The organism is Mesobacillus jeotgali (genome assembly GCF_014856545.2).
Classification (GTDB): domain Bacteria; phylum Bacillota; class Bacilli; order Bacillales; family Cytobacillaceae; genus Mesobacillus.
This window is the reverse complement of the sequence record NZ_CP109811.1, coordinates 864980-890971: the sequence shown is the minus strand read 5'-3', so window position 1 is coordinate 890971 and position 25992 is coordinate 864980. Positions and strand designations below refer to the sequence as shown.

Annotated in this window: 21 protein-coding genes and 1 pseudogene; 5 read left to right on the top strand and 17 right to left on the bottom strand. The window is 44.9% G+C overall.

Features of this window, described 5'->3' with window-relative positions; translation table 11 throughout:
• Window positions 1-7: 7 nt before the first annotated feature.
• The 6 genes and pseudogenes from FOF60_RS04445 to FOF60_RS04420 form a co-directional block, all read right to left on the bottom strand.
• Window positions 8-637, bottom strand: a complete 630-nt coding sequence (locus FOF60_RS04445) for an NAD(P)H-binding protein (RefSeq protein WP_192469586.1) — start codon at window positions 635-637, stop codon at window positions 8-10.
• Window positions 638-705: 68 nt separating this feature from the next.
• A pseudogene (locus tag FOF60_RS04440) lies at window positions 706-2780 on the bottom strand (catalase).
• Window positions 2781-2932: 152 nt separating this feature from the next.
• Window positions 2933-3316, bottom strand: a complete 384-nt coding sequence (locus FOF60_RS04435) for a hypothetical protein (RefSeq protein WP_192469587.1) — start codon at window positions 3314-3316, stop codon at window positions 2933-2935.
• Between the two features lie 333 nt (window positions 3317-3649).
• Entirely contained in the window at window positions 3650-4153 is a 504-nt protein-coding gene (locus tag FOF60_RS04430; RefSeq protein WP_192469588.1) for a ferritin, read from the bottom strand.
• A 204-nt stretch (window positions 4154-4357) separates the two neighbouring features.
• On the bottom strand, window positions 4358-6145 hold the full coding sequence (locus FOF60_RS04425; RefSeq protein ID WP_319801567.1) for a YhgE/Pip domain-containing protein: 1788 nt from the start codon (window positions 6143-6145) through the stop codon (window positions 4358-4360).
• Between the two features lie 2 nt (window positions 6146-6147).
• Window positions 6148-8205: an efflux RND transporter permease subunit gene (locus FOF60_RS04420; RefSeq protein ID WP_192469589.1), complete on the bottom strand. Its 2058-nt coding sequence runs from the start codon at window positions 8203-8205 to the stop codon at window positions 6148-6150.
• Between the two features lie 163 nt (window positions 8206-8368).
• On the opposite strand from FOF60_RS04420, the gene FOF60_RS04415 reads away from it, so the two are divergent.
• Window positions 8369-8923: a TetR/AcrR family transcriptional regulator gene (locus FOF60_RS04415; protein WP_192469590.1), complete on the top strand. Its 555-nt coding sequence runs from the start codon at window positions 8369-8371 to the stop codon at window positions 8921-8923.
• Between the two features lie 33 nt (window positions 8924-8956).
• On the opposite strand, the gene rlmD is transcribed toward FOF60_RS04415, so the two are convergent.
• From rlmD to pdaA, 3 genes are all read right to left on the bottom strand, one after another.
• A complete protein-coding gene (gene rlmD, locus FOF60_RS04410; RefSeq protein WP_192469892.1) occupies window positions 8957-10351 on the bottom strand; it encodes a 23S rRNA (uracil(1939)-C(5))-methyltransferase RlmD in 1395 nt (464 codons plus the stop codon).
• A 204-nt stretch (window positions 10352-10555) separates the two neighbouring features.
• Window positions 10556-11416, bottom strand: coding sequence for a DNA-3-methyladenine glycosylase family protein (locus tag FOF60_RS04405; protein ID WP_192469591.1), 861 nt, complete (start codon window positions 11414-11416; stop codon window positions 10556-10558).
• 340 nt (window positions 11417-11756) lie between these two features.
• Window positions 11757-12566 carry a delta-lactam-biosynthetic de-N-acetylase gene (gene pdaA, locus FOF60_RS04400; protein WP_192469592.1) on the bottom strand — a complete coding sequence of 270 codons (810 nt, stop codon included), beginning with the start codon at window positions 12564-12566 and terminating at the stop codon, window positions 11757-11759.
• A gap of 119 nt (window positions 12567-12685) precedes the next feature.
• Between pdaA and FOF60_RS04395 the strand changes: the two genes are divergently transcribed.
• A complete protein-coding gene (locus FOF60_RS04395) occupies window positions 12686-13696 on the top strand; it encodes a DUF3231 family protein (RefSeq protein ID WP_192469593.1) in 1011 nt (336 codons plus the stop codon).
• 106 nt (window positions 13697-13802) lie between these two features.
• On the opposite strand, the gene FOF60_RS04390 is transcribed toward FOF60_RS04395, so the two are convergent.
• The gene (locus tag FOF60_RS04390) at window positions 13803-15356 is read right to left on the bottom strand and encodes a fumarate hydratase (protein WP_225649757.1); all 1554 of its coding nucleotides are present in this window, start codon (window positions 15354-15356) and stop codon (window positions 13803-13805) included.
• A gap of 224 nt (window positions 15357-15580) precedes the next feature.
• Entirely contained in the window at window positions 15581-15712 is a 132-nt protein-coding gene (locus tag FOF60_RS04385; RefSeq protein WP_413632885.1) for an SE1561 family protein, read from the bottom strand.
• Window positions 15713-15945: 233 nt separating this feature from the next.
• On the opposite strand from FOF60_RS04385, the gene FOF60_RS04380 reads away from it, so the two are divergent.
• On the top strand, window positions 15946-16449 hold the full coding sequence (locus FOF60_RS04380) for a DUF421 domain-containing protein (RefSeq protein ID WP_192469595.1): 504 nt from the start codon (window positions 15946-15948) through the stop codon (window positions 16447-16449).
• Between the two features lie 39 nt (window positions 16450-16488).
• Here FOF60_RS04380 and ggt read toward each other — a convergent pair whose 3' ends face one another.
• The 5 genes from ggt to FOF60_RS04355 form a co-directional block, all read right to left on the bottom strand.
• Window positions 16489-18174 (bottom strand): gamma-glutamyltransferase, encoded by a 1686-nt coding sequence (gene ggt, locus FOF60_RS04375; RefSeq protein WP_192469596.1) that lies wholly within the window; start codon window positions 18172-18174, stop codon window positions 16489-16491.
• 133 nt (window positions 18175-18307) lie between these two features.
• The gene (locus tag FOF60_RS04370; protein WP_192469597.1) at window positions 18308-19108 is read right to left on the bottom strand and encodes a YtxH domain-containing protein; all 801 of its coding nucleotides are present in this window, start codon (window positions 19106-19108) and stop codon (window positions 18308-18310) included.
• Between the two features lie 171 nt (window positions 19109-19279).
• Window positions 19280-20113, bottom strand: a complete 834-nt coding sequence (locus tag FOF60_RS04365) for a YfkD famly protein (protein WP_192469598.1) — start codon at window positions 20111-20113, stop codon at window positions 19280-19282.
• A gap of 155 nt (window positions 20114-20268) precedes the next feature.
• Complete coding sequence (locus FOF60_RS04360; protein WP_192469599.1) at window positions 20269-20886, bottom strand: YczE/YyaS/YitT family protein; 618 nt, start codon at window positions 20884-20886, stop codon at window positions 20269-20271.
• 220 nt (window positions 20887-21106) lie between these two features.
• On the bottom strand, window positions 21107-21493 hold the full coding sequence (locus tag FOF60_RS04355) for an OsmC family protein (protein ID WP_192469600.1): 387 nt from the start codon (window positions 21491-21493) through the stop codon (window positions 21107-21109).
• Between the two features lie 151 nt (window positions 21494-21644).
• Between FOF60_RS04355 and FOF60_RS04350 the strand changes: the two genes are divergently transcribed.
• Window positions 21645-22823, top strand: coding sequence for an MFS transporter (locus FOF60_RS04350; RefSeq protein ID WP_192469601.1), 1179 nt, complete (start codon window positions 21645-21647; stop codon window positions 22821-22823).
• A 54-nt stretch (window positions 22824-22877) separates the two neighbouring features.
• On the opposite strand, the gene FOF60_RS04345 is transcribed toward FOF60_RS04350, so the two are convergent.
• Complete coding sequence (locus FOF60_RS04345; protein WP_192469602.1) at window positions 22878-23816, bottom strand: DMT family transporter; 939 nt, start codon at window positions 23814-23816, stop codon at window positions 22878-22880.
• A gap of 192 nt (window positions 23817-24008) precedes the next feature.
• Between FOF60_RS04345 and FOF60_RS04340 the strand changes: the two genes are divergently transcribed.
• Window positions 24009-25928 (top strand): heavy metal translocating P-type ATPase, encoded by a 1920-nt coding sequence (locus FOF60_RS04340; protein ID WP_192469603.1) that lies wholly within the window; start codon window positions 24009-24011, stop codon window positions 25926-25928.
• Window positions 25929-25992: the final 64 nt, after the last annotated feature.

Genomic DNA, 25992 nt, shown 5'->3' with positions numbered 1-25992 from the left:
TCCTTTCCTATAATGAAGATAAAGCTTTTGTTATGACTGTGTCTCCTTCTGCCACTTCGAAAGTTTTGTTAAAAGCAGCCTCGTTTTCGAGCGACATGACCAATACCTCCGCGATGTCCTCGTGTGAAATTTCAAGCTCATTCGAATCCAAAGTTTCACCCGCAGATATTTTGCCATTACCTGGTTTGTCTGTAAACGCTCCCGGCTGCACGATGGTATATGTCAAATTTGATTGCCGCAGCAACTCATCGGGCATCTCTTTCGCGCCAATTTCCCTGCTGTCATCTCCTGCCGCTTCATTGGCCATGATGGCGCTCATCATCACAAAGCGTTTGACGCCCTGCTTCTCTGCTTCTTTTACAGTCTCAATGACCGACTCATGGTCTACCATTACTGTCCGGCCAGTTTTAGCCTTTGGATTGATGCCAGTCAGATAAATGGCAGCGTCATATCCGTGGAATAAAGTCGGCAGGATCCTTTCTTCATAAAGGACTACTTCTGTAGCTCCTCTCTTTTTCAGCAGGTCGATTTGATTCTCATCGCCGACGACCGCGCAGGATGTATATCCATTTTCCATCAACTTGCTGACAACAAACTCCCCGACGCTACTATGCGCTCCAATCACGATTACTTTCATGTCAGTTCCCTCCTTTGTAAAAAAGAGAAACAGATTATATCCGTTTCTCTTTTTGGATCACTTAGAAATTACATCATCCGGCTCCAATGGCGATGGGCAATAACAGCATCGATGAACCTCTGGCTTTCTCCAGCAACTTCCTCGCTGCTCTCGAAAATAACCACGCCAGGAGCACCTTCCGCATTTATCCCTGCCGCTTTGAATAGATCAGATGCCTCTTTTCCAGCACCGACTGCCTTGAAATGACTGTATGCCTCATCGACGAAATACACAGCTTCTTTCTTCTGCTTCAGGCTGTCCACGCTTTGCTGGCCGCCTGCGATATAAACAGCATCATAGAGGACAGAACTGCTGGTAAGGAAAGTGTGCTGCACCTCTATTTCTGAACCGTCATCGCCCTTTAGCATGCCGAGCTTCTGGCTGATGACTTCCACGGTGATGCCGCTCTTTTGCAGCATTTCCATCAAGCCGGAAATTTCAGCGCCATTAAAGCCATTGTCAGCAAGAATCGCTACTTTTCTTGTATTTGGCAGCTTCACCGTATTCATCTGGCTAAGCGCTGGTGAGGTCATCGTCACTTCCATCGGCTTGCTGTCTGACGGAGCCTGTATTCCCAGATTGCCAGCCACCTGCTCAGCAAGGAAGGAATCAATATTGCCGAGCATATCGACAACCTTCAATCGGATGTCCTTGCTCTTCACTTTCCCAAGCTCAAAGCTATAGGCATCAATGATATGCTGTTTTTCCACATCTGACATACTGTTCCAGAAAAGGATTGTCTGTGAATAGTGGTCATTGAAGCTGTCGCTGCGCTGGCGGACCTTCCTGCCTTCCACTTTTTCCTGATAATGCTCAAATCCTCCCTCGTTCGCAGGAACTGGCTTTGGATTATTATTCTGCAAGGAGTTCTGATGATAGGAAACCTGTCCTCGGTCAATCGTCATCCGGTGCATTCCGTCACGCTGGTTGTTATGGAACGGGCACACCGGCCTGTTGATCGGGATCTCATGGAAATTCGGGCCGCCAAGGCGTGTCAGCTGGGTATCGGTATAAGAGAACAGCCTTCCCTGCAGGAGCGGGTCGTTCGTAAAGTCTATCCCTGGGACAACATGACCCGGGTGGATAGCGGCTTGCTCTGTCTCAGCAAAAACATTCGTGACATTTCGGTCCAGAGTCATTTTTCCAATAATCTTGACGGGTACTAATTCCTCTGGCCAGATTTTTGTAGGATCCAGCACATCAAAATCAAATTTAAACTCATCTTCTTCCTCAATCATCTGGACGCCCAGCTCAAATTCTGGATAATCACCTTTCTCAATCGCTTCATAAAGATCTTTACGGTGGAAATCCGGATCCTTCCCGGCAATCTTTTGGGCTTCATCCCAAACCAGTGAGTGCACTCCCAGTACTGGCTTCCAATGGAATTTCACAAAACGGGCCTTGCCCTGTTCGTTGACAAAGCGGAAGGTGTGGACGCCGAAACCTTCCATCATCCGATAGCTGCGCGGAATGGCTCGGTCGGACATCGCCCAAATGACCGTATGCGCAGACTCTGGATTATTCACAACAAAATCCCAGAATGTATCGTGTGCGGTCGACGCCTGTGGCATCTCATTATGTGGCTCCGGCTTGAAAGAATGCACTAAATCAGGGAATTTAATGGCATCCTGGATAAAGAAGACAGGAATATTATTTCCGACAAGGTCGTAATTGCCTTCCTCTGTATAAAACTTGGTTGCGAACCCGCGGACATCGCGGACAGAATCACCTGAACCTCGTGAACCAGCCACAGTTGAAAAACGGACAAAGACCGGCGTCTTTTTGCCCGGGTCCTGTAAAAATTTCGCTTTCGTATATTCAGCCATAGGCTCGTACACCTGAAAATATCCGTGGGCCGCATACCCTCTCGCATGGACAGCACGCTCCGGAATGCGCTCATGATCAAAATGAGTCATTTTTCACGGAAATGGAAATCCTCCATCAATGTTGGACCACGGGTTCCCGCTTTCAAGGAATGTTCGTCTTCAGAAACACGCAGCCCCTGGTTAGTTGTCATTGCTTCACCATTATGTCCAGACCTGAAATGCTCAAGCTGCTGATCCTTTGAATTCTCGTTCACAGATTGATTTTTCTCATCTTTCACTGATTCATTCCTCCATTCTTGATGTGGGAGCATGCAGACAAATATGTAACCCCTCTCAAGTTGCTTTAATTTCACCATGATTGGCCATGCTCCTATATGGACGTATACCACAAGCGAAAGCCCGCTAAACGATTAGTCAGCGGGCTTGCTTTTTATAAGTTTTCATTCAAGTATTCCTTCGCATCCTCTGGTGAGGCGAATGGTTTCACTAGGGTAATCTGTTTGCTGTCATTTGCAACTGCAAGGAACCCGTCTGCGACCTGGATAATGTCAGCAGATGCATTTTCTTGTCCGTCAATTTTGACAGTGTCGGAAATCGTTGCCTGCCCCTTATCTACCCACGTTTGGATTTCCACTGCGTAGGCATCGTAATCCATTCCTTCATCAAACCTCTCCTGCAGATAATCCGTAGTCACCGGATTCTCCTCGGTCTTCACTTCCGTTTCCGGCGGACCCTCCTGGCCAATCTCGCTATCATCAGCGCTGCATCCAGCAAGAATTCCAGCCGCTGCTAAAGATATAAATAGTTTCTTCATAAGATCCTCCTTGTTGTAAGATTCTCTTATCATCTCTATACCCTATTATCCTGGCGAAAAAAGGGTTTGAGACTAGTTGGATGTAATTGGCAAAAAAGGCGCAATATCATTTTTTCAATTGCCATAAAACTATCACTGGGATAATAATTTTGAAACCCGGAATATATTCTCTGCAACCGGGAATATTTCCGTCCCGGCCAGAACTTCACTCTCTATTTACGGTAATTTTTCTTCAAAATAGTACTCATTTCCCCTTCCGGCTATAATTCGCTTATTTTTCAATAAATAAAAAACAGGATTCCGACCCTGGAATCCTGCTGTACCTCTTTATTTTCACTCTGGTGCAGTGAATGAACGCTGTGCGAGTTCGTTTTCGAGCATGAAGAATGCGTTGCTGTCCTGGTCAATCCGGCGCAGCTTCTGAATAAGGCTGTCGAACAATGCTTCTTCTTCAACCTGTTCTTCGATGAACCATTTCAGGAATGTCATCGTCGCGTGTTCGCGCTCATCAAGTGCGATATCCGCAAGATTGTAAATGCGGCGCGTCACTTCCTTCTCATGTGCCATGCCTTTCTCAAAAACATCAAGAACAGACTCGAACTCGTTTGATGGAGCATGGAAGCCGTCGAATGTCACGCGCTCACCCATATCATTGATGAAATTGTAAAATTTCATCGCATGGAAGCGTTCTTCTTCAGCTTGTACTAAAAAGAAGTTCGCAAAACCATCTAAATTTTCCGCCGAGCAATACGCAGCCATTGCCATGTACGCATGAGCAGAATAAAATTCATAATTCATTTGTTCGACCAAACCATTAACCAACTTATCGCTGATCATTGTGATTCCTCCTCAATTTATGCAGCTCTTTTCTTTTTACGCTAACATAGTTATTTTGCCTTCACAATTGAATTTTACCCTTTTGTGCTGTTTAAAACCATGTTTATCCAATGGACACTTGTTAAAACCAGCTTATCCAAAGGGCATCAGTAAAAAGGCAGCCCGGAAGCCAGTGATCTAGCCCCCTGAACTGCCCTTGATCAATTAAAATAAATCCATTAAAAGATCCCAAAACCCTTTCTTTTTCTCAGGCTTTGCTTGTTTCTCTTCTTGTTCTTCTTTTTCAATCGCTTCTGTTTTGATGACGAATTGTACGGAAGTGATGTTCTCGTTCTTCGGAGACACAAAAGAAACTGGCTCGAAGTCTGATTTGTCATACTCCTTGATCACTTCATTGATTTCCTGCTGCATTTGCTCAGGCAGGTCTTTCGTTTCCTGATGCAACTCACTTGTTCCATTGTGGAGTTCGCCAACTCCCTTATTCAATTGTCCTGTGCCATCCGCCAGACCGGCAACACCTGAATGCAGCTGGTTATAGGAAGCTGCCAGCTTGCTCACTCCTCCTGTATAACCAACAAGGCCGGAATGGAATTCCCCGTAATTAGCGGACAACTCAGCAAGGCCCTTCTGCAGCTGTTCTAGGCCGCTCATATCCATGTCCTTAAGGGATGCAGACAGTTCATCGGCTATCGCTGTCAGTCCTGCACTCATTTCGGTTACCGACCCGCTGACCTGCTTCAGTGTAGGGTCAACAGCTGCGAATGCTTCCTGCACCTGTGAATAAGTACCTTTGACTTTCTGGGCAGCAGAATAGGACTCAACCAGTTTGTTGACAACATTCGCATCCGCGCCGCTGCTGGATAATGCTTTTATTTCTTCCTCAGATATCTGATGAGCTGGGATGCCTTTAATCGCTCCATCAAGTGCGCCGTACGCCATTGCGTAATTTTCACGCAAAGCTGTCAGTCCATCGGCAGCCTGGTTCATCCCGCTGGCTAATTGAGTCAGGACCGCTGGCAGTTCATTCAAGCTCGTCACATCCATTTGAGCTGAATCCACGGAAAGTGACGTGCTGATTTGCTTCAATGCATCGCCAATGGAACTCGATGCACTGACGATTTTCGAGGATGAACCATTCAGCTCGCTTATGCCGTTTTTATATTTTGCCGAACCATCACGCAGGCTTGCTGCGCCATTGTTCAATTCCGAAACACCTTTTTTCAGGTCGCCAACGCCATTATTCAAATCCCTGATTGCGTCTGACAATGCCGACATATCATCGGTCATGCTCTCCATTTCCGAAGTGTCGATCGGCAAGGTCGACGGAACGGCTGCAATATCGACACCTGTGAATTCAAAATCCTCCACATCGGCTTCGACAATGAACTCTTCCTCCTGGCCAGGCATTACTGTGAAAGTAATTTGCTTGTTCTTGCCGGCATTGGCAACCATGCCGCCATCCGCTTCTATATTTTGATAGCTATTTGACAGTTGCAGGGAAACTTGCAATAAGTAGTTTTCAAAATATACGCTATCTGCTTTTTCATTGGCAGCAGTATTGATCTTTATTTCTAAACTGCCTTCTTTTCCAGCAAGTTCGGATGCTTCTACCTTGCGCCCATCCAGCAAATAGGAAATCTCAATATCCCATGGCAGCTCTGTATTGTCTTCCATGTTTCCCTGATAATAAAACTTTCCTTCAGGGGCATCTATCTGGACAGCCTGCCCATTCTGCTCAAGGTCGGACAGGTCAGTCAAGTTTTTGACACTGCTGTACATCCCATAATCAAGAATTTCTCCAGCCTTCGCTACCTCCAATGTATTGACGACATATATATCATCAAGGTCTCCATTGGATTTTAATGTCGCGTATACGACTTCGTCCTTGGAGGTGATTTTCCCTCCAGCTTCTGCCGCTGCTCCATAACTTAGAAATGAAGGCAAGATGATCATCGATGCGAGAGCAGCAGGAAGTAATTTATTTGTACTCATCATCATTTCTCCTCGTAAAAGTTTGCTTTATAGGTCGTCTTTTTAATGAACTTATCGAACACCAGCAGCATAGCCGGCAAGAAGAATACGACCATCACGAACGCAAGCAATGCGCCCCTTCCTAATAACAGGCCGATGGATCCAACAATTGGGTTGGAAGACGTCAACCATAAAATAAATCCGACACTCGATAAAATCGCTGCAGATATGGAGATGGAGAACGTTTTTTCATCCAATGTTTTCACGATTGCTTTTTTCGCGGACATTTCCTGGCGGTTATGCTGGTATGCTTCCGTCAGCAAAATCGCGTAGTCGACTGTTGCCGCCAGCTGTACCGTACTGATGATCAAATATCCGACAAACACCAGCGATGAGCTTGTAAAATACGGAATCGACAGGTTGATCCAGACAGCTGATTGGATCGTGATCAGCAGCACCAGCGGAATCGAGATCGACTTAAAGGTTGCCAGCAGGACAATAGCAATTGTCACGACCGTCAACACGTTCACGACGATATTATCCTTGTTGACGACATTCTTGATATCATACAGTGTTACGCTTTCTCCCAGGCTCATTGCCTGATCACCATAATATTCTGCAGCTGCTTTTTCTACCTTCTGGACAATCGAAAAAGGAATATCCCCTTCTGTCCCCTGATTCGTATTGATGATGATTCGGCTGTAATTTTCCGAATAGAATTCGTTGGTGATGGATTCTTCCAAGTATTCAGGCGGAATAACCGAGCCAACCATATTAACATAAGCAATAACGCTTGTAACGTAATCCATATCCTCCAGCTCCTGGACTAACTCTGCTTCCTTCGCTGGATCTCCTTTAGGAACCAAAAGAACAATCGGAGTCGTTTCTCCAAACGCTTCTTTTATCTCGATAAAATCACTGCCCGCTCGTGTTGTTTCCGGCTGTTCGCCAAGGCCATACGTAAATGCCGTATTGCTTTGCGCCAAAAAGCTTGGAACGAGAATCGCAAAAACAAGCAGCAAGCTTGGTATCTTAAGTTTGACCACAAAATTACCGATCCCAGTAAAGCTTGGAACAAAACTTCTATGCTGCGTTTTGTCCATCCATTTATAGAAAAGTAAAGTGAACGCCGGTAAAAACACCATGACGCTGATAAAGCTCAGCACAATTCCTTTAACCAAATTGATTCCAAGGTCCGAGCCTATTTCAAATTTCATGAAGGTCAGGGCGATGAATCCAAAAAATGTTGTCGCCGCACTGGCGGTGATTGCCGGGAATGACTTTTTCATCGCTAGCTGCATAGCCTCTTCCGGATTACTGGTCTTATTCCGATAATCAGAAAAACTGTGAAGCAGGAATACGGCATAATCGAGTGAAACCGCCAGCTGCAGGATCGGAGCGACCGACTGGGTAACGAAGGAAACCTCGCCGATAAAAATATTCGTGCCCAGGTTGATCAGGACCGAAACTCCGATTGCCGTCAGGAAGAATAAAGGCTCAATCCACGACGTAGTTGAGACGACGAGAATGAAAATAATGATAGGAACAAGCAAAACAGCCGCATACATAGATTCTGTTCCAGCCATTTTTTGTGATGATGCCGTATTGATGGCTTCGCCTGCAATCGCTCCGTTTTCCCCAATCAAGTCATAAATCGCCTCGGTGATTGGAACCTCATCACCAGAACGCACACTGATCGAGAACAGAGCGTTTCCATCTTTATAGTAGTTTTCGACAGTCTCTTTGTCTGCTATTTCAAGAGGTGTCTTCAAATCCACCACATCATCAAGCCAGATGACGTCACCAACTCCATCAATCGCTGACAATTCCTCTTTAAGGCTGAGCGCTTCCTGCAAGGATATATCCCTTACCATCACCCTCGTATCTGGTACCTCAGCAGTGAACTCCTTTTCCATGATTTCCATTGCCCTTGTTGACTGGGCATCTTCAGGCAGATAATCCACCATATTATAATTGACCGACACAAAAAATTGCGCCACCGTCGAAATTAACGCAAATAATACAAACGCGATTACAACAGCTTTCTTATGTTTGATGATTTTTTCAGCAATGCTTATCATTCTTCAACCTCACTTGAGTCTTTTGCCATTTCACTTTATCATTATATAAACACCGTGTTGTCTATTCAACAAACAGTTGTGCACATTACGTTTAATTCGCAACAGAACACTACTTTATGTTGGTTAAGTCACTATTTTACAGATAAAGGAAGGGTGTTAGGGAATGGACCGCCGAAAAAAGTATACCAGGATGGTTTTAAAAGAAAGCCTGATGGAATTATTGAAAAATAAGCCCATTTCAAACATCACGATCAAAGAAATCTGTGAAGAGGCAGACATCAACCGCTCCACATTCTATTCTCATTACTCCAGTCAATATGACCTGCTGAATGCAATTGAAGAAGAATTCATTGAAGACATGGTTTCAACGCTTAATCAATATAACTTTTCCAAAGAAGAAGAAGCTTTAAAGATGACAGAGAAGATTCTTGAGTATATTGCGAAGAAAAGTGATGTATGCCAGACACTCCTAAGCGAAAACAGTGATATCCACTTCCAGAAAAAAGGAATGATGATCACCCAGGAATTCATCTTCAAAAACTGGATTTCAGACAGCCAATCTGATCGCGAAACATTTGAATATATCAATATTTTTGTTGTCAGCGGAAGTATTTATGTGATAAAAAATTGGCTGGAAAACGGGATGGATAAAACACCTGGGGAGATGGCAGAAATCATCAACAACTTTATAAATAAGGGTTTATCAAATTTACGATAAAGCGCCAGCCCTGGATACGGGCCGGCGCTTTCATTATTTCAGCACTAGTCTCGTGACACTCTCAATCTGTGAAGTGTGCGGGAACATATCGACTGGCTGGATGTATTCAACTTTATATTTTGAGCTCAGTGTCGTGATATCCTTTGCAAGCGTTGAAGGATTGCAGGAGACATACACAAAGGTTTTCGGCTGGATTTTCAGGACGGTCTTCAGGAATTCGTCATCGCAGCCTGTACGCGGCGGATCGACGACGATCACATCCGGACGCCAGCCTTCCTTCAGCCATTTCGGAAGCAGTTCTTCTGCTTTGCCCATATAGAACCTGGCATGATTCACTTCATGCTTAATGGCATTTTTCTTTGCATCTTCTATCGATTCCGGAATGACATCCATTCCGCGGACCTCGCCGGCCTGATCGGCCATCCACAAGCCAATCGTTCCAACCCCGCAGTAGGCATCCACAAGTTTTTCCTTACCTGTCAGCATGGCAGCTGCTTTCGCTTCATTGTAGAGTTTGACAGTCTGTTCTGGATTCAGCTGGAAGAATGTACGAGCTGACAGTTCAAACTGCAGGTCGCCCAAGGTCTCTTGGATAAAATCGCTGCCTTCCAGAGTCGCAGTTTCGTTTCCGAAAATGACCGAAGTTTTTTCCCCATTGACGTTTTGGACAATCGAGTTAACCTCAGGAAGACGCTTTTGGATTTCCTGGATGATGATATCCTTTTTCGGCAGCTCTTTCTTGGTCGTGATCAGGACAATTTGCAGCTCCCCGGTCTGCACTCCCGTTCTCGCAACGATTGTACGCACGAGCCCTTTGTGCTTTTTCTCATTGTAAATCGGAATCTTCAAATCCTGCAGAATTCCTTTTACAACCTCTGTAGCTTTGGTCGTTGCCGGATGCTGAACCGCACACTGCTCGATGTTGATCAGGTTGTGGGAGTTCAGGCCATATAGGCCGGCAAGCACTTTTCCGTCCTTTTCGCCAACCTGGAACTGGCTCTTGTTCCTGTAACCCCATGGATTCTCCATGCCAATCGTCGGCCGGATATCCAGGTCATCAGTTTTCAGCTTTGTATGGCGCTCCAAAGCCTGGATGACAATATCCCGCTTTTCATTGAGCTGCTGGTCATAGCGCAAATGCTGCAGCTGGCATCCTCCGCACTGATCGTAGACCGGACATAGCGGTTTGATACGATGCTCTGATTGTTTGCGGATTTTCTTGATTTTCGCCTCAGCAAACTTAGGGTGGACCTTTGTCGCCTCCGCGACAATTTCCTCACCCGGCAGGGCACCCGGCACAAACACGACCTGGCGCTTAAAATAGCCTACGCCTTCTCCATTGATGCCAAGACGCTTGATCGTCAGCGGAAAGGTTTGCTTCAGCTCTAGCTTTGCAGTTTGCTGGTCTTTGTTTTTTTGCTGGCCCATTTTCTTATATTGGCCTTTACTTTGCGGGCCTGTTTTGTGCTGGGCTTTACTTTGCGCACCTATTTTGTGCTGGGCTTTGTCTTGCGGACCTTTCTTGTTGTGCTGATCCTTTTTGGTCTGCTGATCCTCTTTTAAATATTGACCTTTATTGGTGCGTTTATCTTCTTTTAATTGCTGCTCTTTTTTCATAAAACTTCACTCCAATTATTCAATGCTTCTCCATAAATAGAGCGAAGCATAGCTTAAATAAGGACTCCATGGTTCTTTATACTTTTCCATCTGTGCTGGAGTCGGCTTTTCATCCAGATTGAAGTATTTCTTCAGCGCATTTTGAATGCCAATGTCCCCCATCGGGAACAGGTTCGGCCGCCCAAGCGCGAACATAAGGAAGTTCTCAACGGTCCATGGACCGACGCCGCGAATTTTGATCAATTCCTGTGCCACTTCTGCATCAGATTTCGATTTCATTTTTTCAAAATCAAGCTGACCGGATGCTGCCAGTTCGGCGATTCCGATTACATACTCTGCCTTCCGTCCACTGAATTGCAATTCGCGCAGCTGTTCAACCGAAAGCTGCGCCACTTTTTCAGGGGACGGATAAAACCAAACGCCATCCAGTTCCTCGCCGAAAGATTTCACGAACCTTTCAGTCAAAGTAAAAGCGAATTTAAGGTTGACCTGTTGATGGATAATGCTCTTGAGCAAACTCGAGAACGGGTCAAATTCCAGGACGAGCGGAGTGCCATAATGTTCATTGAACAAGGTTTTTAACTCGGTCGTCTGGAAATGCTCATGAATCTGGATCAATTTCACATCCCACTGAAAAATTTCGGACAGTCGCTCGAGCGTCTTTTCTTTTTCGTTGTCCGCACGGATGAGGAATTCTGGGTTTTCCAAAGTCCCAGTTCCGATGACTTCTGCAACGATTTTTTTATTGTTAAAAGAAAGCGGAATCTTAACAAGCCGCTTTTCGGTATCAATACAATGCAAAGGGTCAAGCGCCAGCCTGCTTAAAGCAAGATCAAAATCATATGGTCCTGAAAATGACACTTTTTCTTCCCACATATACAAACCGCCCTTTAATATTTTCCCCGTATTATAGCATTTTCGCAGGATTTTTACGAAAATAGGGGATTAATTAATGGGAAACTGTATTTGTTTGTTTGAAATTAAGTTAAGAATTGGGGGTACTGTTGTTTTTATAACGGAAAAAATAATAATATAGCGAGTTTTTCTTTTATATAGCGAGTTTTCCATTTATATAGCGACTTTTTTGTTTTTATAGCGACTTTTCCATTTATATAGCGACTTTTTCGTTTTTATAGCGAATTGGAAATTATCAAGGTTTTTTTCCAATTACAAAATCCCGGCACCCAGAAAAAAGGTACCGGGACAAACAAACTCACTAGTACAACATCGGGTCTTTCATTCCGCCTTTGCTTAGCATCAGATCATCCAGGCTTTTAAATTTGTAGCCTTGTTCTTTTAAATCCCTGATTACTTTTCCAAGAGCATCAGCATTGTCCTTTGATACCGTATGCAGCAGCAGGACTGCGCCAGGGTGGATCTGCGTCATGATTTTATCATAAGAGTATTGAGCGCCTTTTTGCTGGTCGGTATTCCAGTCAACGAAGGCGAGCGACCAGAATACATGGGTGTAGCCGGCTTCCTTCGCGACTGCCATCGTCTTTTCGCTGAAAATTCCGCGCGGCGGACGCAAATACGCCATATGCTTTTTCCCAGTAATTCTTTCCGTTTCAGCCCTGACCATTTCCAGTTCCTTTTTAATTTTCTCATCACTGATTTTTGTCATGTCAGGGTGGTGCCATGAATGATTGCCAATGATATGGCCTTCATTGGCCATTCGGGCAACAAGCTCGGGTGCACTCTCAAGATAATGCCCTGTCACAAAAAAAGCAGCCGGCACCTTTTCATCCTTTAAAATATCAAGAATTTTTTCGGTATAGCCATTTTCATATCCGTTATCGAAGGTTAAATAGATATCCTTTGAATTTTTGTCGCCTTTGTAGACTGCTCCGTGGTCTTCAAGGATGACTTCAAACATCCTGCCTGCATCTGCCTGCCTTCCGTTGCGGCCCTTCTTGAAACCCCAGTGCAATGGTGAGTTTGAGTTTTCCTCCGCACCAATTGTCGCTGGCAAAGTAATCAACAGCAGCATCGCTGAAGCAAGCAAAATTTTAAGTATCTTTTTCATGATGTTCCTCCATTGATGTTTTTCCTTAGTGTTCGTCAGCTTGTCAAAAAAATTCTTATAAGTATATCTCAAAATAAATGGCGAATAGTAAAAACATACAAAACACTAAGGAGAAAGCTATGTCAGAAGAACAAAAAATCAATTGGACATCTGGTGAAGTCGGCAACCTTTGGAATATATACATGGCTAACTCAATGGCTGCCTGCATGTTCCGGCATTTTCTATTGAACGTGGAAGACGAGGAGATTAAGGATTGCATGGTATCGGCGGATCAATTGAGCAAGAAGATCCTCTCGGAACTGGAAGAACTATTTAAAACCGAAGGAATGGCAATACCAAATGGATTTTCAGGAGCGGACGTGAACGAACAGGCTCCAAGGCTGTTTTCAGATAGTTTTTACCTGAACTATCTTGATATGATGGTCAAATATGGGGCGCTCTATTACAGCGTTGCTCTGCCTGGTTTCTCGAAGATGGACCTGCGCCATTCAATCACGAATATCCAAATTTCTACGCTTAATCTTTCAAATAAGGTAACTGAAATGATGCTAAGGAAGGGATTGCATGTCAGGCCGCCATACATCCCGATACCGAAAGAGACATCTATTGTTGAAAAACAAAGCTTTTTTAATGGCTTTTTTGGCGATAAAAGGCCTCTTTCAGCAATGGAAATAACCCATTTATTCCTGAACATCCAGGTCAATGCAATCAAAACGATCCTTGTCATGGGATTCAGCCAGGTGGCTAAGAATGAAGAAGTAAGGAATTATTTTTTACGAGGGAAAAAAATCAATATCAAACAGCACAACACACTTTCCCAAATCATGTATAAAGAAGACTTGCCTGTTTCGATCCCAAGCCAGTTTATGATTACCGATTCTACTGAGGCTCCATACTCTGATAAACTGATGCTCTTCCATATTTCAAATCTGTCTTCCGCAAAGGTGCGTAACTTTGGGGATTCTATGGCAGTAAGCCCGCGGCATGATCTGGGGTCGACCTACGCAAGATTCCTGATGGAGACAGCGAATTTCGCTGAAGATGGGGGAAATATTCAAATCGAAAATGAGTGGATGGAAAGCCCTCCAGGCAATGTGGACCGAGACCAGCTGGCAAAACAGAAGAAATAGAAAAGCGAAAGCGACAGTCCAACGCTTACAAGCATCTCAAGGATACATGAGCCGCAGCTAGACAATATAAAAGGAGACTCTCAAAGCGAGTCTCCTTTTGTTGGTATTATTTGTAAACTCGATCAGCGAACTGTGCCAATTTTTCAAGGGATGATTTCTCAACATCCTCGTGCAGGCTGTTTCCATGTGAGTCCATCGTGACGACGGCAGTAAAGCCTTCGACGTTCAGGTGCCACATTGCTTCAGGAATTCCAAAGTTCATAAGGTCAACGCCCTCTACAGACTTGATGCAGTCAGCATAATACTGGGCAGCTCCGCCGATGGCATTCAGGTAAACACCGCCATGCTCCTTCAAGGCAGCCAGCGTCTTCGCGCCCATTCCGCCTTTGCCGATGACAGCCCGGATGCCGAACTTCTTCATGATATCGCCCTGATAAGGCTCCTCGCGGATGCTTGTCGTCGGGCCGGCAGCCTTCACGTGCCAGTTTCCTTCTTCGTCCTTTAGCATAACCGGGCCGCAATGGTAGATAATCTGGCCATTCAAATCAACCGGTGAATCATGGTCTGACAGATACTTATGGATCGCGTCGCGTCCGGTGTACATCATCCCATGGATCCTGACAACATCGCCGACTTTTAGTTCACGAATCTGTTCTTCGGTGATCGGAGCAGTCAGAGTGACAACATTCTGTTCAACTGGTGCTTCAACAGCTGCCGCAATTTCCTGTGCTGCAGGCTGTGCGAAGTCAATCTTCTCACCTTCCTGATACATCCATTCCTTGATTTCCCCTGTTTCAGGATTAACGGCTACACCAAGGCGTCGGTATGCCCAGCAGTTATAGGCAACTGATACGTAGAAGCTTGCAGGAATACGGTTCATGACACCGACTTTGCAGCCAAGAAGCGTCGTTTCGCCGCCAAGTCCCATTGTGCCGATTCCAAGCTTGTTCGCATTTTCCATTACATATTCTTCAAGATCGCGAAGGTCAGGATGCGAATTCACATCGTCTACCGTACGGAACAGCTGCTCTTTCGCAAGGTCATACCCGGAAGAACGGTCGCCGCCGATGCCAACACCGATGAAGCCGGCGCTGCAGCCTTGTCCCTGTGCCTGGTAAACAGAGTGCATGATGCACTTGCGGATACCGTCAAGGTCACGACCGGCCCGTCCAAGTCCCTCAAGCTCAGTTGGCAGACTGTACTGGATATTTTTATTTTCACAGCCGCCGCCCTTAAGGATCAAACGAGCGTCAATATAGTCATTTTCCCATTGCTCGAACTTGATGACAGGAGTGCCGCCGCCAAGGTTATCACCGCTATTGTCCCCAGTCAGCGAATCTACAGAGTTCGGACGAAGCTTTCCATCCTTCGTTGCCTGAGCAATCGCGTTGTAAATCGCTTTTTTCATTTCAAGCTGGTTCGCGCCAACCGGCGTTTTGATTTTGAAGGTTGGCAGTCCAGTATCCTGGCAGATTGGCGATACATTATCATCCGCCATTTTAATATTATTAGTGATCGTATCAAGGCTCATCGCCGAACGGGTTCCTGCGCTTTCACGCTCCGCCGCCGCCTTGATCGCCCTGCGCACATCCTTCGGCAGGTTCGTGGATGTTTCAACAATCAGCTCATACATGCTTTCCTGAAACTTTTCGATATTCATCTGACTTCCCCTCTCCCCTTGTCTTTCAAAAGCTCTTTATATGTGTAAATTTTATAACAATTTCTCCGATATCATTATACTCCTATCACCTTTGTATTTAAAGATAGAAAGTGGAATCGGTTACAAATAACCAAAAGCGGAAGCGCCTTGGTCAGCCTCGACAAGCGTTGGAGCTGACAAAGATAAGTTAATGAAACTAAATAAGAGACCCTGCTTAAGGCCTCTTACAATTCGCGATGCTTGAACTCACGGCATTTTGCGTCCATTTCTTCAACAATCTGGATCATGCGGTCGATATCCTCCAGGTCTGCTTCCTCTGGATCTATTGCTTCTAGCAGCTCTGCAAACATATCCAGACGCTGCTTTAGAAATACGACCTGCGTATTTTTATCATTTATCGGATTACCCAAAATTCTCGCTCCTTTCACTACCATTAACATCCTACCTAAAAATGGGCGAATGTGCAATATAACGGCTAATAGTTAACACCTCATGGGAATAAGGCTTATCCGATCTATTGGATAGTATTCCCCCTTTCCCATATGTTTGCCCCGGCTTATTTAGGAAAAAACATATATGAGGTGATTAAATGTTTTTTAATTCATGGGATAATATTTGGCGAACATTGATTGTTGGCGTACTCGCATATGCCGCACTTATTTTACTGTTACGTATATCTGGAAAAAGAACACTTTCTAAAATGAATGCTTTCGACTTAATCGTAACAGTTGCACTTGGTTCTACGCTGGCAACAATCTTATTAAATAAAAAAGTGGCGTTAGCAGAGGGGATCACTGCATTCTTCATTCTAATAGCCCTTCAATATGCAGTTGCCTGGAGTTCCATACGCTCAGACAGCTTTAAGAGGCTAATCAAGTCAGACCCGAAATTAATATTTTATCAAGGCAAATATTTAAAAGAAAATATCATAAAAGAGCGGGTGCTGGAAGTTGAAATCCTGCAGGCTGCTCGTTCTAGCGGAATCAACTCAATGGATCAAGTGGAAGCTGTTGTACTCGAAACAGACGGCCGCATTTCCGTCATAAAAAAATCCGATTCCGAGACCAATACTCTGGCTAGTGTCGACCAATAAAGAAGCAGGCTGAATACAATCAGCCTGCTTTTATTTCATCTATTCATCAATCCCAGTAGCCTTTCCTTCCCGGCTCGAATCAGCCGCACCATAGATGAGACCTTTTTCACGATCAATCTTGATTGCCTGGACATTGCCGAGGGGGAATGGTCCATCGGCGAACTCGAAGCCCCTCGATTCCATTTCACCCTTCGCCTCCATGCTGATTCCAGATTCCCAGCCAACGAGCGGGCCGGTACTATTAAAAATCCTTGGCTCTTCAATAGCATCTTTAAGGTCCATCCCAAAATCAAGAACATTGACTAATGTCTGGAATACGGAACCGATGATCGTAGGACCACCTGGTGAACCAAGTGTCAATACAGGTTCATCATTTTTGAATACAATGGTCGGCGTCTTGCAGCTTACCGGACGTTTGCCTGGCTGAATCTCATTCAAGCCGCCCGGGACCGCATCAAAATCAGTCAATTCGTTGTTTAATACAAATCCATGGTCCTTAACCATAATTCCAGAACCAAATGGATGCTCTACCGTAGATGTGCAGGCAACAATATTGCCCCATTTATCCATGACGGTGAAATGGGTCGTTTCGCTTCTCTCCTTTTCAGGCTCGAACGGCTGGCGAATCACCTGTATTTCGTCCCCATCCGTATAAGCCCATGGATTTCCGAAGTCAACTGCGTCATTTCTTCGTTCGAAATTAATTAGCTTGCGGCGGTCTGCAAGATACTCGTCACTAAGCAACCCTTCTAACGGGATACCTCCAAAATCTGGGTCTCCTGAAAAAGCGATTTTATCTGAAAAAGCAATCCTCATTGCTTCAGTAAACAGATAGTATTTTTCCCACGATTTCGCGTTATACTTACTGAGATCAAAGCCTTCAAGCAATTTTAGAATTTGCAACATCGTAGTTCCGCCGGCACTAGGCATATTCGACGAAGCTATCTGATAATCCCGGTACGTTCCCCAAACGGGTTCATCAACTGTGATTTCATAGTCTCTAAGATCAGACATTTCCATGATCCCGCCAAGTTCTTTTAGGGTTGAGATAAGAGCCTCCCCGATCTCCCCTTCATAAAAGGCTTCGATGCCATCGCGCTGAAGGATGCGGAATGTTTTCGCAAGATGCTCCTTCTGGTATACATCCCCTTCCTTTAGGGACTTGCCTCCAGGCTGAAACAATTCCCTCGCATGATCGCCAAGGCGGTAATCAAAGGTGTTGAGGATTTCTTCCATCACCCAGTTAACCTCCACGCCTTTTTCAGCTGCCTGGGCAGCGGGTTCAATCAATTCCGCCAGCGGCTTTGTTCCATATTCCTTCCTTGCCGCTTCCATTGCTTTCAGGATTCCAGGAACACCAACTCCAATTGCGTGTGTCGACCTTTCTTTAAACGGAATTACCTCTCCCTTATCATCTAAAAAAAGTTCAGCATGTGCTGCTTTTGGAGCTCTAGTATGACCATCAAAAATTTTCGTTGTCTTGCTTTCGGCATGATAGACCATAAAAAAGCCGCTGCCCCCAATGCCAGTCATCATCGGTTCCCCGACATTCAGGCCGAATTGGATTGCGATAGCTGCATCAATCGCATTGCCGCCTTCACGAAGGATTTTCTCCCCGGCATTCGTGGCGATCGGATGAGCCGAAGCTGCCATCGCGATTTTCCCTGTTGCTGTTTCTCTATCATAATCACACTTGTCCGAGCGTGGTTTAAATTCCTTATCCATTGGCTGTTACCTCCCAAGTTACTACTTGTACTTATAACTACCCCCTTATCGAAATATAGAAACAAACAAATATATGGGAGAAAAGACAATAAAAAACCAGTCCTGGAAGTCAGGACTGGTTTTCCACATAAGTTTATCGGTTGTTATCGTTCTTCTGGTTTTCAGGCGATACAGTAAAGGTGTTAGAAGTATTACCTAAACCTGTTGTATCAGAAGGCTTGCTCTCCATGCCTGTAGCATATGCGTCCGCGGCACCATTTGTACCTGTACCGGAGTTTGTAGAGCTTGATTCAGACGCAGAGTTCACCACTGGGTTGTCCATTGCGACAGAACCCGCCTCCTTCACTTTTGAGCCAACGTCCTTCAAGTCTTCTTTTGCGTTCATCACAGTAGAGACCGCATCTCCAGAAATGGATTTAGCGTCACCCATCTTGCTGAACACATCATCATTCAGGCGCTGGTAAAGGTTTTGAGCGTCACTGATTGCTTCTTTTAGGATGCTAGATGCTTCCTTGAAGCTGCTCATCATTTGTTCCTTTACATCAGAAGGATTGTTTTTGACTTCGCTGATTACATTCATTGAAGTGTCTTTTGCATTGACAGCCTTATCCTTCACCTTTGTACGAGTGTTCGAATCAAGCATTGCCATCGCACCGCCAATGGCAGCGCCGATTAGCACACCCTTCATAAGCTTGCCGTTTGATGAACTGGAGTTACTTGAGCTGTTTACTCCGTAGCTGCTTGAGTAACCGCCCATTGAAGAATTGTTAGAATACGAATCACCTGAAGTTGTGCTTGCATACGTCGTTGTGCCAGTTGTAGTATCATACGTTGCATTTTCCGTTGAAGAACTGTACATATTGTTGTTCATATTGTATGAGTTTGATGTGTTACCCATTGAGTTTTGATTGTTATCAAGAATATTTCCAGACATAATATATTTCCTCCTTTAATGTTTGGTGTTTTTATTTGTTATGTCTATCTAATTCCCGGGTCGGACAACTGATAAACAGGATATATCTACCTTTTGTCAAGAGGAAAAAATTACTATAAACAAAAAAGAACCTTACTCCTTTTAAAGGAATAAGGCTCTATTGTTTGATATTTATCTCGGTCTTTCGCTGGAAACAAAACCGAAACTGACATGATCCTGAACCGGGATCCATGCTCCAATCCCTTGCGAGACAACATTTTTGACGACGATGAATTTCTTGCTCCCTTTTAGCATCAAATAGACCTCGCCATATGTTACCTTGCCCTTTTCATTGATTGCCGGGGCATAAGCATAAAGATAACCGAGGCGTTTAGGCTGGATATTATAGATATGATCTTTTTTCGTACCAGCGCCGACAATCGTTTCAAACGCAAGAGGCAATCCTGTTTTCTTCGCTGCTTTTAAAAGCATCATTTTCTGCACATCTTCAGCGTTGTTGATTTTTGCTGTAAGGCCGCCCTTTACAACCTTTTGCTGTTCCTGTACATAATGGATTTGATAAATAGAATTCCCGCCGCGATTATCATAGTAGTTCGTATTGATTTTCTGGAACTCCCAGTTCGGTGAAGTTTCTGTCGATACATAATTCAACGGCCACTCCCCAAGGTAAACAATCGCGCGATAGCCAATTGCAAAAGGAGTGCTGTTAATGGAAGTTTCATTCAGCATTCGGATCAAATCAGGATTCTCAATCTTCACTTTTGACGTTTTCAATAGATTCTTCGTCAGTTCGCTTGGCTGAAGAAAAGGTAAATCCTCCGTCGGGTTTGGATAGGTATTATCCTTTGTGATATTCATAACTGAATTCGGAATTGTATACTTTGCCTTTTCCGCCTGCTTAGGCTGCGGAGCCTTTTTGCCTTTCCCTTCCTCAGCAAACCCAGGCGCTAAAATGGACATCATGAAAACAATCGTCATAACAAGGATAGCTGCTGTTTTTTTCATTGGTGTTGTTTTCTCCTTTCACTACAGGAAACTTATAAGTTTGTTTATAGTGTTTTCGGAGATGATTAACTTTATCCAAAGTTTAAGATGCTTTCGGAAAGTTTGTGGTTATATAGGCATAATGAAAGGCCCTGTCCATGACAGAGCCTCAAAAATCATCGTGCAGACGTGAGCAGCTTATTATAAAGTTTTTCACAGTAAGGGTAGAACAATTGGATCAGCGGGCCAATTGCGAACGTTACAATCAATGTACCGATTCCGATGGGTCCTTTGAAAATGAATGCAGCGGACAAGGCAAATACTTCACCAAGCGTTTTGGCTACCATCAGGTTGAGACCAAACCGCTCCCTTAACGCCATCATGAAATTGTCTATCGGGATTAACGGGAACTTCGGCTGCAGATATACGGCCAGTCCAAAGCTGAGCGCGACCATCCCCAATACAAAGATGGCAAATTGTTTTGCATAGCCGGTTACAACCAGATCATCAAACACACGCAGAAGCCAGAAGTCGATCAGCACACCGGTGATGAGAAGCGTGATGATCGCAGCCACATCCGGACGTCTTTTTACTAGAGCTGCATTGACGAAAATCATAACAATTCCAACAATCACAACCCAGCTGCCAGGTGTAAGCCCCACAGTTTTTGATAAACCGACGTTAAGTGCATCCCAGGCGCCCGTTCCCAATCCAGCTTTAATGGTCATCGATACTCCAAAAGACAGAATGACTAACCCGATGATGTAAAATAGAGTGCGATATACAAAAGCCATATTACATATTCTCCTTCTTATTTAACCGTTCTATAGGTATTTAAGTTTGAACAGTTCCTAACTAACACAGGATCGCTCGTAGAATTTTTGTTCCATACAGCGAAAAAAGAACCCTGTCCTCCCGGAACAGAGTTCATTGTTTCTATTATATTAAGACAGACAAAATCCAATACTCATTATAGCATATTGTATTAAAGGTGTAACTCGCATTTTTGGCTTTTTATTGAACGATTTCAAACGTTTCCTCAACCTCAATGCTGCCAACTACGGATTGAACCATTGAACAGTTTTTTCTTGTCAAAGCTATTGCTTTTTCGATTTTCTTTTCATCGAGATTGTTGCCGGAAATGCGGAAATGGACCGTTATCTTGCTTACTCTGTTCGCTTCCTCCTCGACACGTTCAGCATCAGCCTGGATATGAATATCCTTGATGTCCATCCTCATTTTTTCGAGTACCTTGCGAAGAACTCCGCCGCTGCACACCGCCACTGATGATACGAGCAGCTGGTAGGGTCTGAAACCATACTGATCATCACCAGCTACATCAAGCCTGCCAAAACCTGTTTCTGTATAAAAACCTACATCCGGTTTCATTTTGAATTCCATGTTACTCTCTCCCTCTGATCAACCAGTTATATTTGACTATTACCATGAGATTACACTATTTTTTCCGTAATTAAAAATAAAAACCGTTGCACATAAAATTTTATATCGTTAACATCTAAAGAGTATTAAGTACTCAGGGAGATTTTATCATATGAATATAAGTATTAAGCTTCGTTTCTGGATTTTAGTCAGCATTGTTGCGATTTCAGGTTTTTCACAGGGAATGCTGCTTCCACTGATTGCAATTATTTTTGAGCAGGATGGTGTGTCATCCTCGATGAACGGCTTTCATGCCACAGGCTTGTATCTGGGAATATTGATTGCCTCGCCATTGATGGAGGCTCCGCTCCGCCGATTTGGTTACAAGCCCATCATTCTCATCGGCGGTTTTACCGTAGCCATCTCACTTGCCCTGTTTCCATTATGGAAATCATTCTGGTTCTGGTTTCTGCTGAGGCTGGCGATCGGGATTGGCGATCACATGCTTCATTTTGCGACACAGACGTGGATTACTTCCTTTTCGCCTAAAAACCGACTTGGAAGGAATATCTCGCTCTATGGATTGTTTTTCGGATTGGGCTTCGCGGCTGGCCCATTGATGACAGGCTTTGTAAAAATAAACACGACGCTGCCTTTCATTATTTCTTCCGCTATCAGCCTTGCCGCATGGCTCACCGTCTGGCTGCTGAATAACGAGCGTCCTGAACATGATACTGACAGCAGTTCTTTCTTCGGGACCATGAAAAGGTTTGGAAAAGTATTTAAATATGCCTGGGTCGCATTCCTTCCTCCATTTGGCTATGGATTTTTGGAAGCGAGCCTAAATGGCAACTTCCCTGTCTACGCCATGAGATCTGGCATCGGCGTTGATGCAGTAGCACTCCTGCTTCCGGCATTTGCAATCGGCGGGATCCTTTCCCAGCTTCCATTAGGCGTATTGAGCGATAAACTCGGCCGGAGGAATGTTTTGATCGTCGTCACGTTAGCCGGTTTCATCAGCTTTACCGCCGCTGGCTTGCTCGAGAATTCAACAATCGGTCTGCTTATTTGCTTCTTTTTAGCGGGAACGGTGGTAGGTTCCACTTTCTCTCTCGGCATCAGCTATATGGCCGATTTGCTGCCGAAACAGCTGCTTCCGGCAGGTAATTTAATGTGCGGGATCTTCTTCAGCTTTGGCAGCATCAGCGGTCCGTTCATTGGCGGACTGGCGATACAGTGGCTGAAAGGCATCAGCTTCTTTTATGTGATCAGCACGATGCTGCTGTTGATTTTCATCGCCCTTGTTGCGGTCCGGCATGATGGTTCGACACAACAGGCAAACTCTGTGTAATAAGAAAAGCGCAAGCGCTCTGTTCGATTTTCTAAACAATGCAAAACAGCCTCCCTATTTCGCAGGGAGGCTGTTTCTTTTACGCGCGGGCCGGTTGACTAAAACGATGCCGACGACCACAAATATTAACCCGGCTATTACAAAGTAATGGATTGGTTCAGCAAGCAAGACTGCTGATAATATCACGCCGAAGACCGGGACTAGGAACAGGTACAATGACACTTTGCCGACCTGGTTGTATTTCATGACATTGTTCCATAAAATAAAGCCTGCTGCTGATAGGAATGCCAGATAAAGGAGCATCAAACCAGACTTAAGGTCGAAATCGAATGGAACAAGTCCCACTGAAAAAGCTCCAATCGCAATCAAACCCAGGGAGCCCAAAATCATCTGGTAAGCTGTTAAATAAATGACCTCCATCTTTCCGCTTCCCTGTTTGGCGAGGATATTTCCATAGGCACCAGCCATCATCGCTCCCATCAGCAGGATCTCTCCGATGCCAAAGCTGATTTCATAATCCCCATTAGGCCAGTTTGCGAAGATGACTCCGGTGAAACCGACCATCAATCCAGCTACCTTCAAACGGCTCATCCTGTCATCAGGGTAAAGAAAATGCGCGAGCAGGATCTGGAAAAACGAAGTTGTTCCGGCAATGATCGATCCCTGGATTCCGGTGGAATAACTAAGTCCGATATAAAACAGGACATATTGTAAAAACGTCTGGAACAGGCCAATTTTCAGAAGAGACTTGGTCGTTTCCGGCCTGAATCTCATATTCCTTTTCAAAAGGAGGAACATGATCAGGATCAGCAGCCCGGCAAGCAGGAAACGGTATCCTGCGAACAGCATTTGCTCACCCATCTCTTCCGGCCTGATATCAAGGCTGTTATAGCTCAGCTTTATGAACGGGAACGCACTTCCCCATAGGAAGGTCGCACCGACAGCCGAAACAGCAATTCCAAGCGGGTGGGTAAAAAAGTCTTTTGTTGTCATTAAACTATCTCCTTAGACAGACGCATTATTCTTTCAAAAAGCATATATTGTATGGTAACATAATAGTGAACACAATATGTATTTTTTGACTTGGATTCTCGCTGTCACCAATTTGGTGGCAGCTTTCGTGTTTTTTAAGGGGATTGATTGTGATTATTAATATCATTTAGAGATTCAAAGGAGGAGAAAAGGATGGCACAGGGAGCAAATGCATTAGCAAAGAAAAACTCGGTTCCTGAATTAAGCTTTTTGGAAAAAATACAGCCTCACGCAGAACTGATCGCCGCCGGTATCAGCGGAATCCTGATCGTTTTAGGCTGGATTTTAAGCAAGGGAGATTCACAAACGGCAGCTGTCATCGCTTTTATCCTGGCCTATGTAATCGGAGGTTTCGCTAAAGCGAAGGAAGGTATTGAAGCCACAATCGAAGACAAAGAATTGAACGTCGAGATGTTGATGATTTTTGCTGCGATTGGCTCGGCCATCATTGGTTACTGGACAGAAGGCGCAATTTTGATTTTCATTTTTGCGATGAGCGGAGCGCTTGAAACGTATACGATGAACAAAAGCCATAAGGAAATTTCCTCTTTGATGGAGCTGCAGCCGGAGGAAGCCTTGAGGATTACGGATGGCGTTGAGGAAAGAGTGCATGTTTCAGAGCTTGAAATTGGCGACTTGATTTTGGTGAAACCAGGTGAAAGAATTCCATCTGACGGAAAAGTAGCCAGGGGGCAGACCACGATTGACCAGGCTGCCATCACCGGGGAATCAATTCCGGTTTCAAAGGATTCCGGTGACGATGTTTTTGCCGGTACAGTCAACCTGACCGGATCACTTACCGTTGAAATCACAAAACGGAATGACGAAACCCTGTTCCAAAAAATTATCCAGCTCGTACAGAATGCGCAAAGTGAAAAGTCGCCTTCCCAGCTGTTCATTGAACGGTTTGAGGGCACTTACGTAAAAGTTGTTCTGGCAGTGGTTGTGCTTATGATGTTTGTTCCGCATTATCTCCTGGGCTGGAGCTGGACAGAAACATTTTACCGCGCGATGATCTTGCTTGTCGTCGCTTCACCATGTGCACTCGTTGCCTCGATCATGCCTGCTACTTTATCCGCGATATCGAATGGCGCGAAGCACGGAATCTTGTTTAAGGGCGGCGTCCACCTGGAAAATCTAAGCCACCTTAAGGCCATTGCTTTTGATAAAACAGGAACACTGACGAAGGGTAAGCCGGAAGTGACGGATGTGATTGTAGCGGAGGGATTGGATCCTGATGAAGTGCTTCTCAAAGCAGCATCGATTGAAAGCCACTCCAACCACCCTTTGGCCAACGCAATCGTGAAACACTCAAAGGAGAAGCTTGGCAAGGAGCTGGTTCACCCAGAAAGCATTGAGGATGTATCAGGCTGGGGCGTGAAGGCTCATTTTGAAAATGATGATTGGAAAATCGGAAAAGCCGACTTTGTAGGAAGGACCGCCGCTGAAGCATTTTCTGGCGGAGCAGCGGTAAAGCTAGCAGCACAAGGAAAGACGATCGTTTTTATTGAACGGAATGGGATGCTTGCGGGTTTGATTGCTTTGAAAGACGTTGTCCGTGAAGAAACGAAACAGGCAATCGACCTGTTGAAGTCAGGAGGCATCTACACCGTCATGCTCACAGGCGACAGCCAAAACACTGGAAAGGCAATCGCTGCCGAAAGCCATGTGGAAGGATATATTGCTGAATGCCTGCCTGAAACAAAGGTGCAGGAATTGAAGAAGTTGAAAGAACAATATGGCCAGGTTGCCATGGTTGGAGACGGCATTAACGACGCGCCGGCACTCGCAACCGCGAACGTAGGCATCGCAATGGGCGAAGGTTCTGATGTCGCCCTGGAAACAGCGGACGTCGTCCTGATGAAAAACGATCTTCCAAAGATCGCCGAAGCCATCAACCTGTCACGCCGAATGAACCGGATCGTCAAACAAAACATCGTATTTTCGATTTTGGTCATCATGGTGCTGATCGCATCAAACTTCCTGCAGCTGCTCGACCTGCCATACGGCGTCATCGGCCATGAAGGCAGTACGATTCTGGTTATATTAAATAGCTTGAGGCTGTTGAAGTAATATAGCTCCCACTGGGAAAATCCAGTGGGAGTTTTTTTCTTGTGGACGGATGGACAATGTTGCT

Bases quoted from the DNA above. Each gene is read 5' to 3' on its own strand.
- rlmD (WP_192469892.1), bottom strand. From the start codon at position 10,351: ATGGGCCAGCAAAAAAACAAAGACCAGCAAACTGCAAAGCTAGAGCTG.
- FOF60_RS04370 (WP_192469597.1), bottom strand. From the start codon at position 19,108: ATGTCTGGAAATATTCTTGATAACAATCAAAACTCAATGGGTAACACA.
- FOF60_RS04350 (WP_192469601.1), top strand. From the start codon at position 21,645: ATGAATATAAGTATTAAGCTTCGTTTCTGGATTTTAGTCAGCATTGTT.
- FOF60_RS04435 (WP_192469587.1), bottom strand. From the start codon at position 3,316: ATGAAGAAACTATTTATATCTTTAGCAGCGGCTGGAATTCTTGCTGGA.
- FOF60_RS04365 (WP_192469598.1), bottom strand. From the start codon at position 20,113: ATGAAAAAAACAGCAGCTATCCTTGTTATGACGATTGTTTTCATGATG.
- FOF60_RS04395 (WP_192469593.1), top strand. From the start codon at position 12,686: ATGTCAGAAGAACAAAAAATCAATTGGACATCTGGTGAAGTCGGCAAC.
- FOF60_RS04380 (WP_192469595.1), top strand. From the start codon at position 15,946: ATGTTTTTTAATTCATGGGATAATATTTGGCGAACATTGATTGTTGGC.
- FOF60_RS04390 (WP_225649757.1), bottom strand. From the start codon at position 15,356: ATGAATATCGAAAAGTTTCAGGAAAGCATGTATGAGCTGATTGTTGAA.
- FOF60_RS04355 (WP_192469600.1), bottom strand. From the start codon at position 21,493: ATGGAATTCAAAATGAAACCGGATGTAGGTTTTTATACAGAAACAGGT.
- FOF60_RS04430 (WP_192469588.1), bottom strand. From the start codon at position 4,153: ATGATCAGCGATAAGTTGGTTAATGGTTTGGTCGAACAAATGAATTAT.
- FOF60_RS04340 (WP_192469603.1), top strand. From the start codon at position 24,009: ATGGCACAGGGAGCAAATGCATTAGCAAAGAAAAACTCGGTTCCTGAA.
- FOF60_RS04425 (WP_319801567.1), bottom strand. From the start codon at position 6,145: ATGAGTACAAATAAATTACTTCCTGCTGCTCTCGCATCGATGATCATC.
- ggt (WP_192469596.1), bottom strand. From the start codon at position 18,174: ATGGATAAGGAATTTAAACCACGCTCGGACAAGTGTGATTATGATAGA.
- FOF60_RS04405 (WP_192469591.1), bottom strand. From the start codon at position 11,416: ATGTGGGAAGAAAAAGTGTCATTTTCAGGACCATATGATTTTGATCTT.
- FOF60_RS04345 (WP_192469602.1), bottom strand. From the start codon at position 23,816: ATGACAACAAAAGACTTTTTTACCCACCCGCTTGGAATTGCTGTTTCG.
- pdaA (WP_192469592.1), bottom strand. From the start codon at position 12,566: ATGAAAAAGATACTTAAAATTTTGCTTGCTTCAGCGATGCTGCTGTTG.
- FOF60_RS04360 (WP_192469599.1), bottom strand. From the start codon at position 20,886: ATGGCTTTTGTATATCGCACTCTATTTTACATCATCGGGTTAGTCATT.
- FOF60_RS04420 (WP_192469589.1), bottom strand. From the start codon at position 8,205: ATGATAAGCATTGCTGAAAAAATCATCAAACATAAGAAAGCTGTTGTA.
- FOF60_RS04445 (WP_192469586.1), bottom strand. From the start codon at position 637: ATGAAAGTAATCGTGATTGGAGCGCATAGTAGCGTCGGGGAGTTTGTT.
- FOF60_RS04415 (WP_192469590.1), top strand. From the start codon at position 8,369: ATGGACCGCCGAAAAAAGTATACCAGGATGGTTTTAAAAGAAAGCCTG.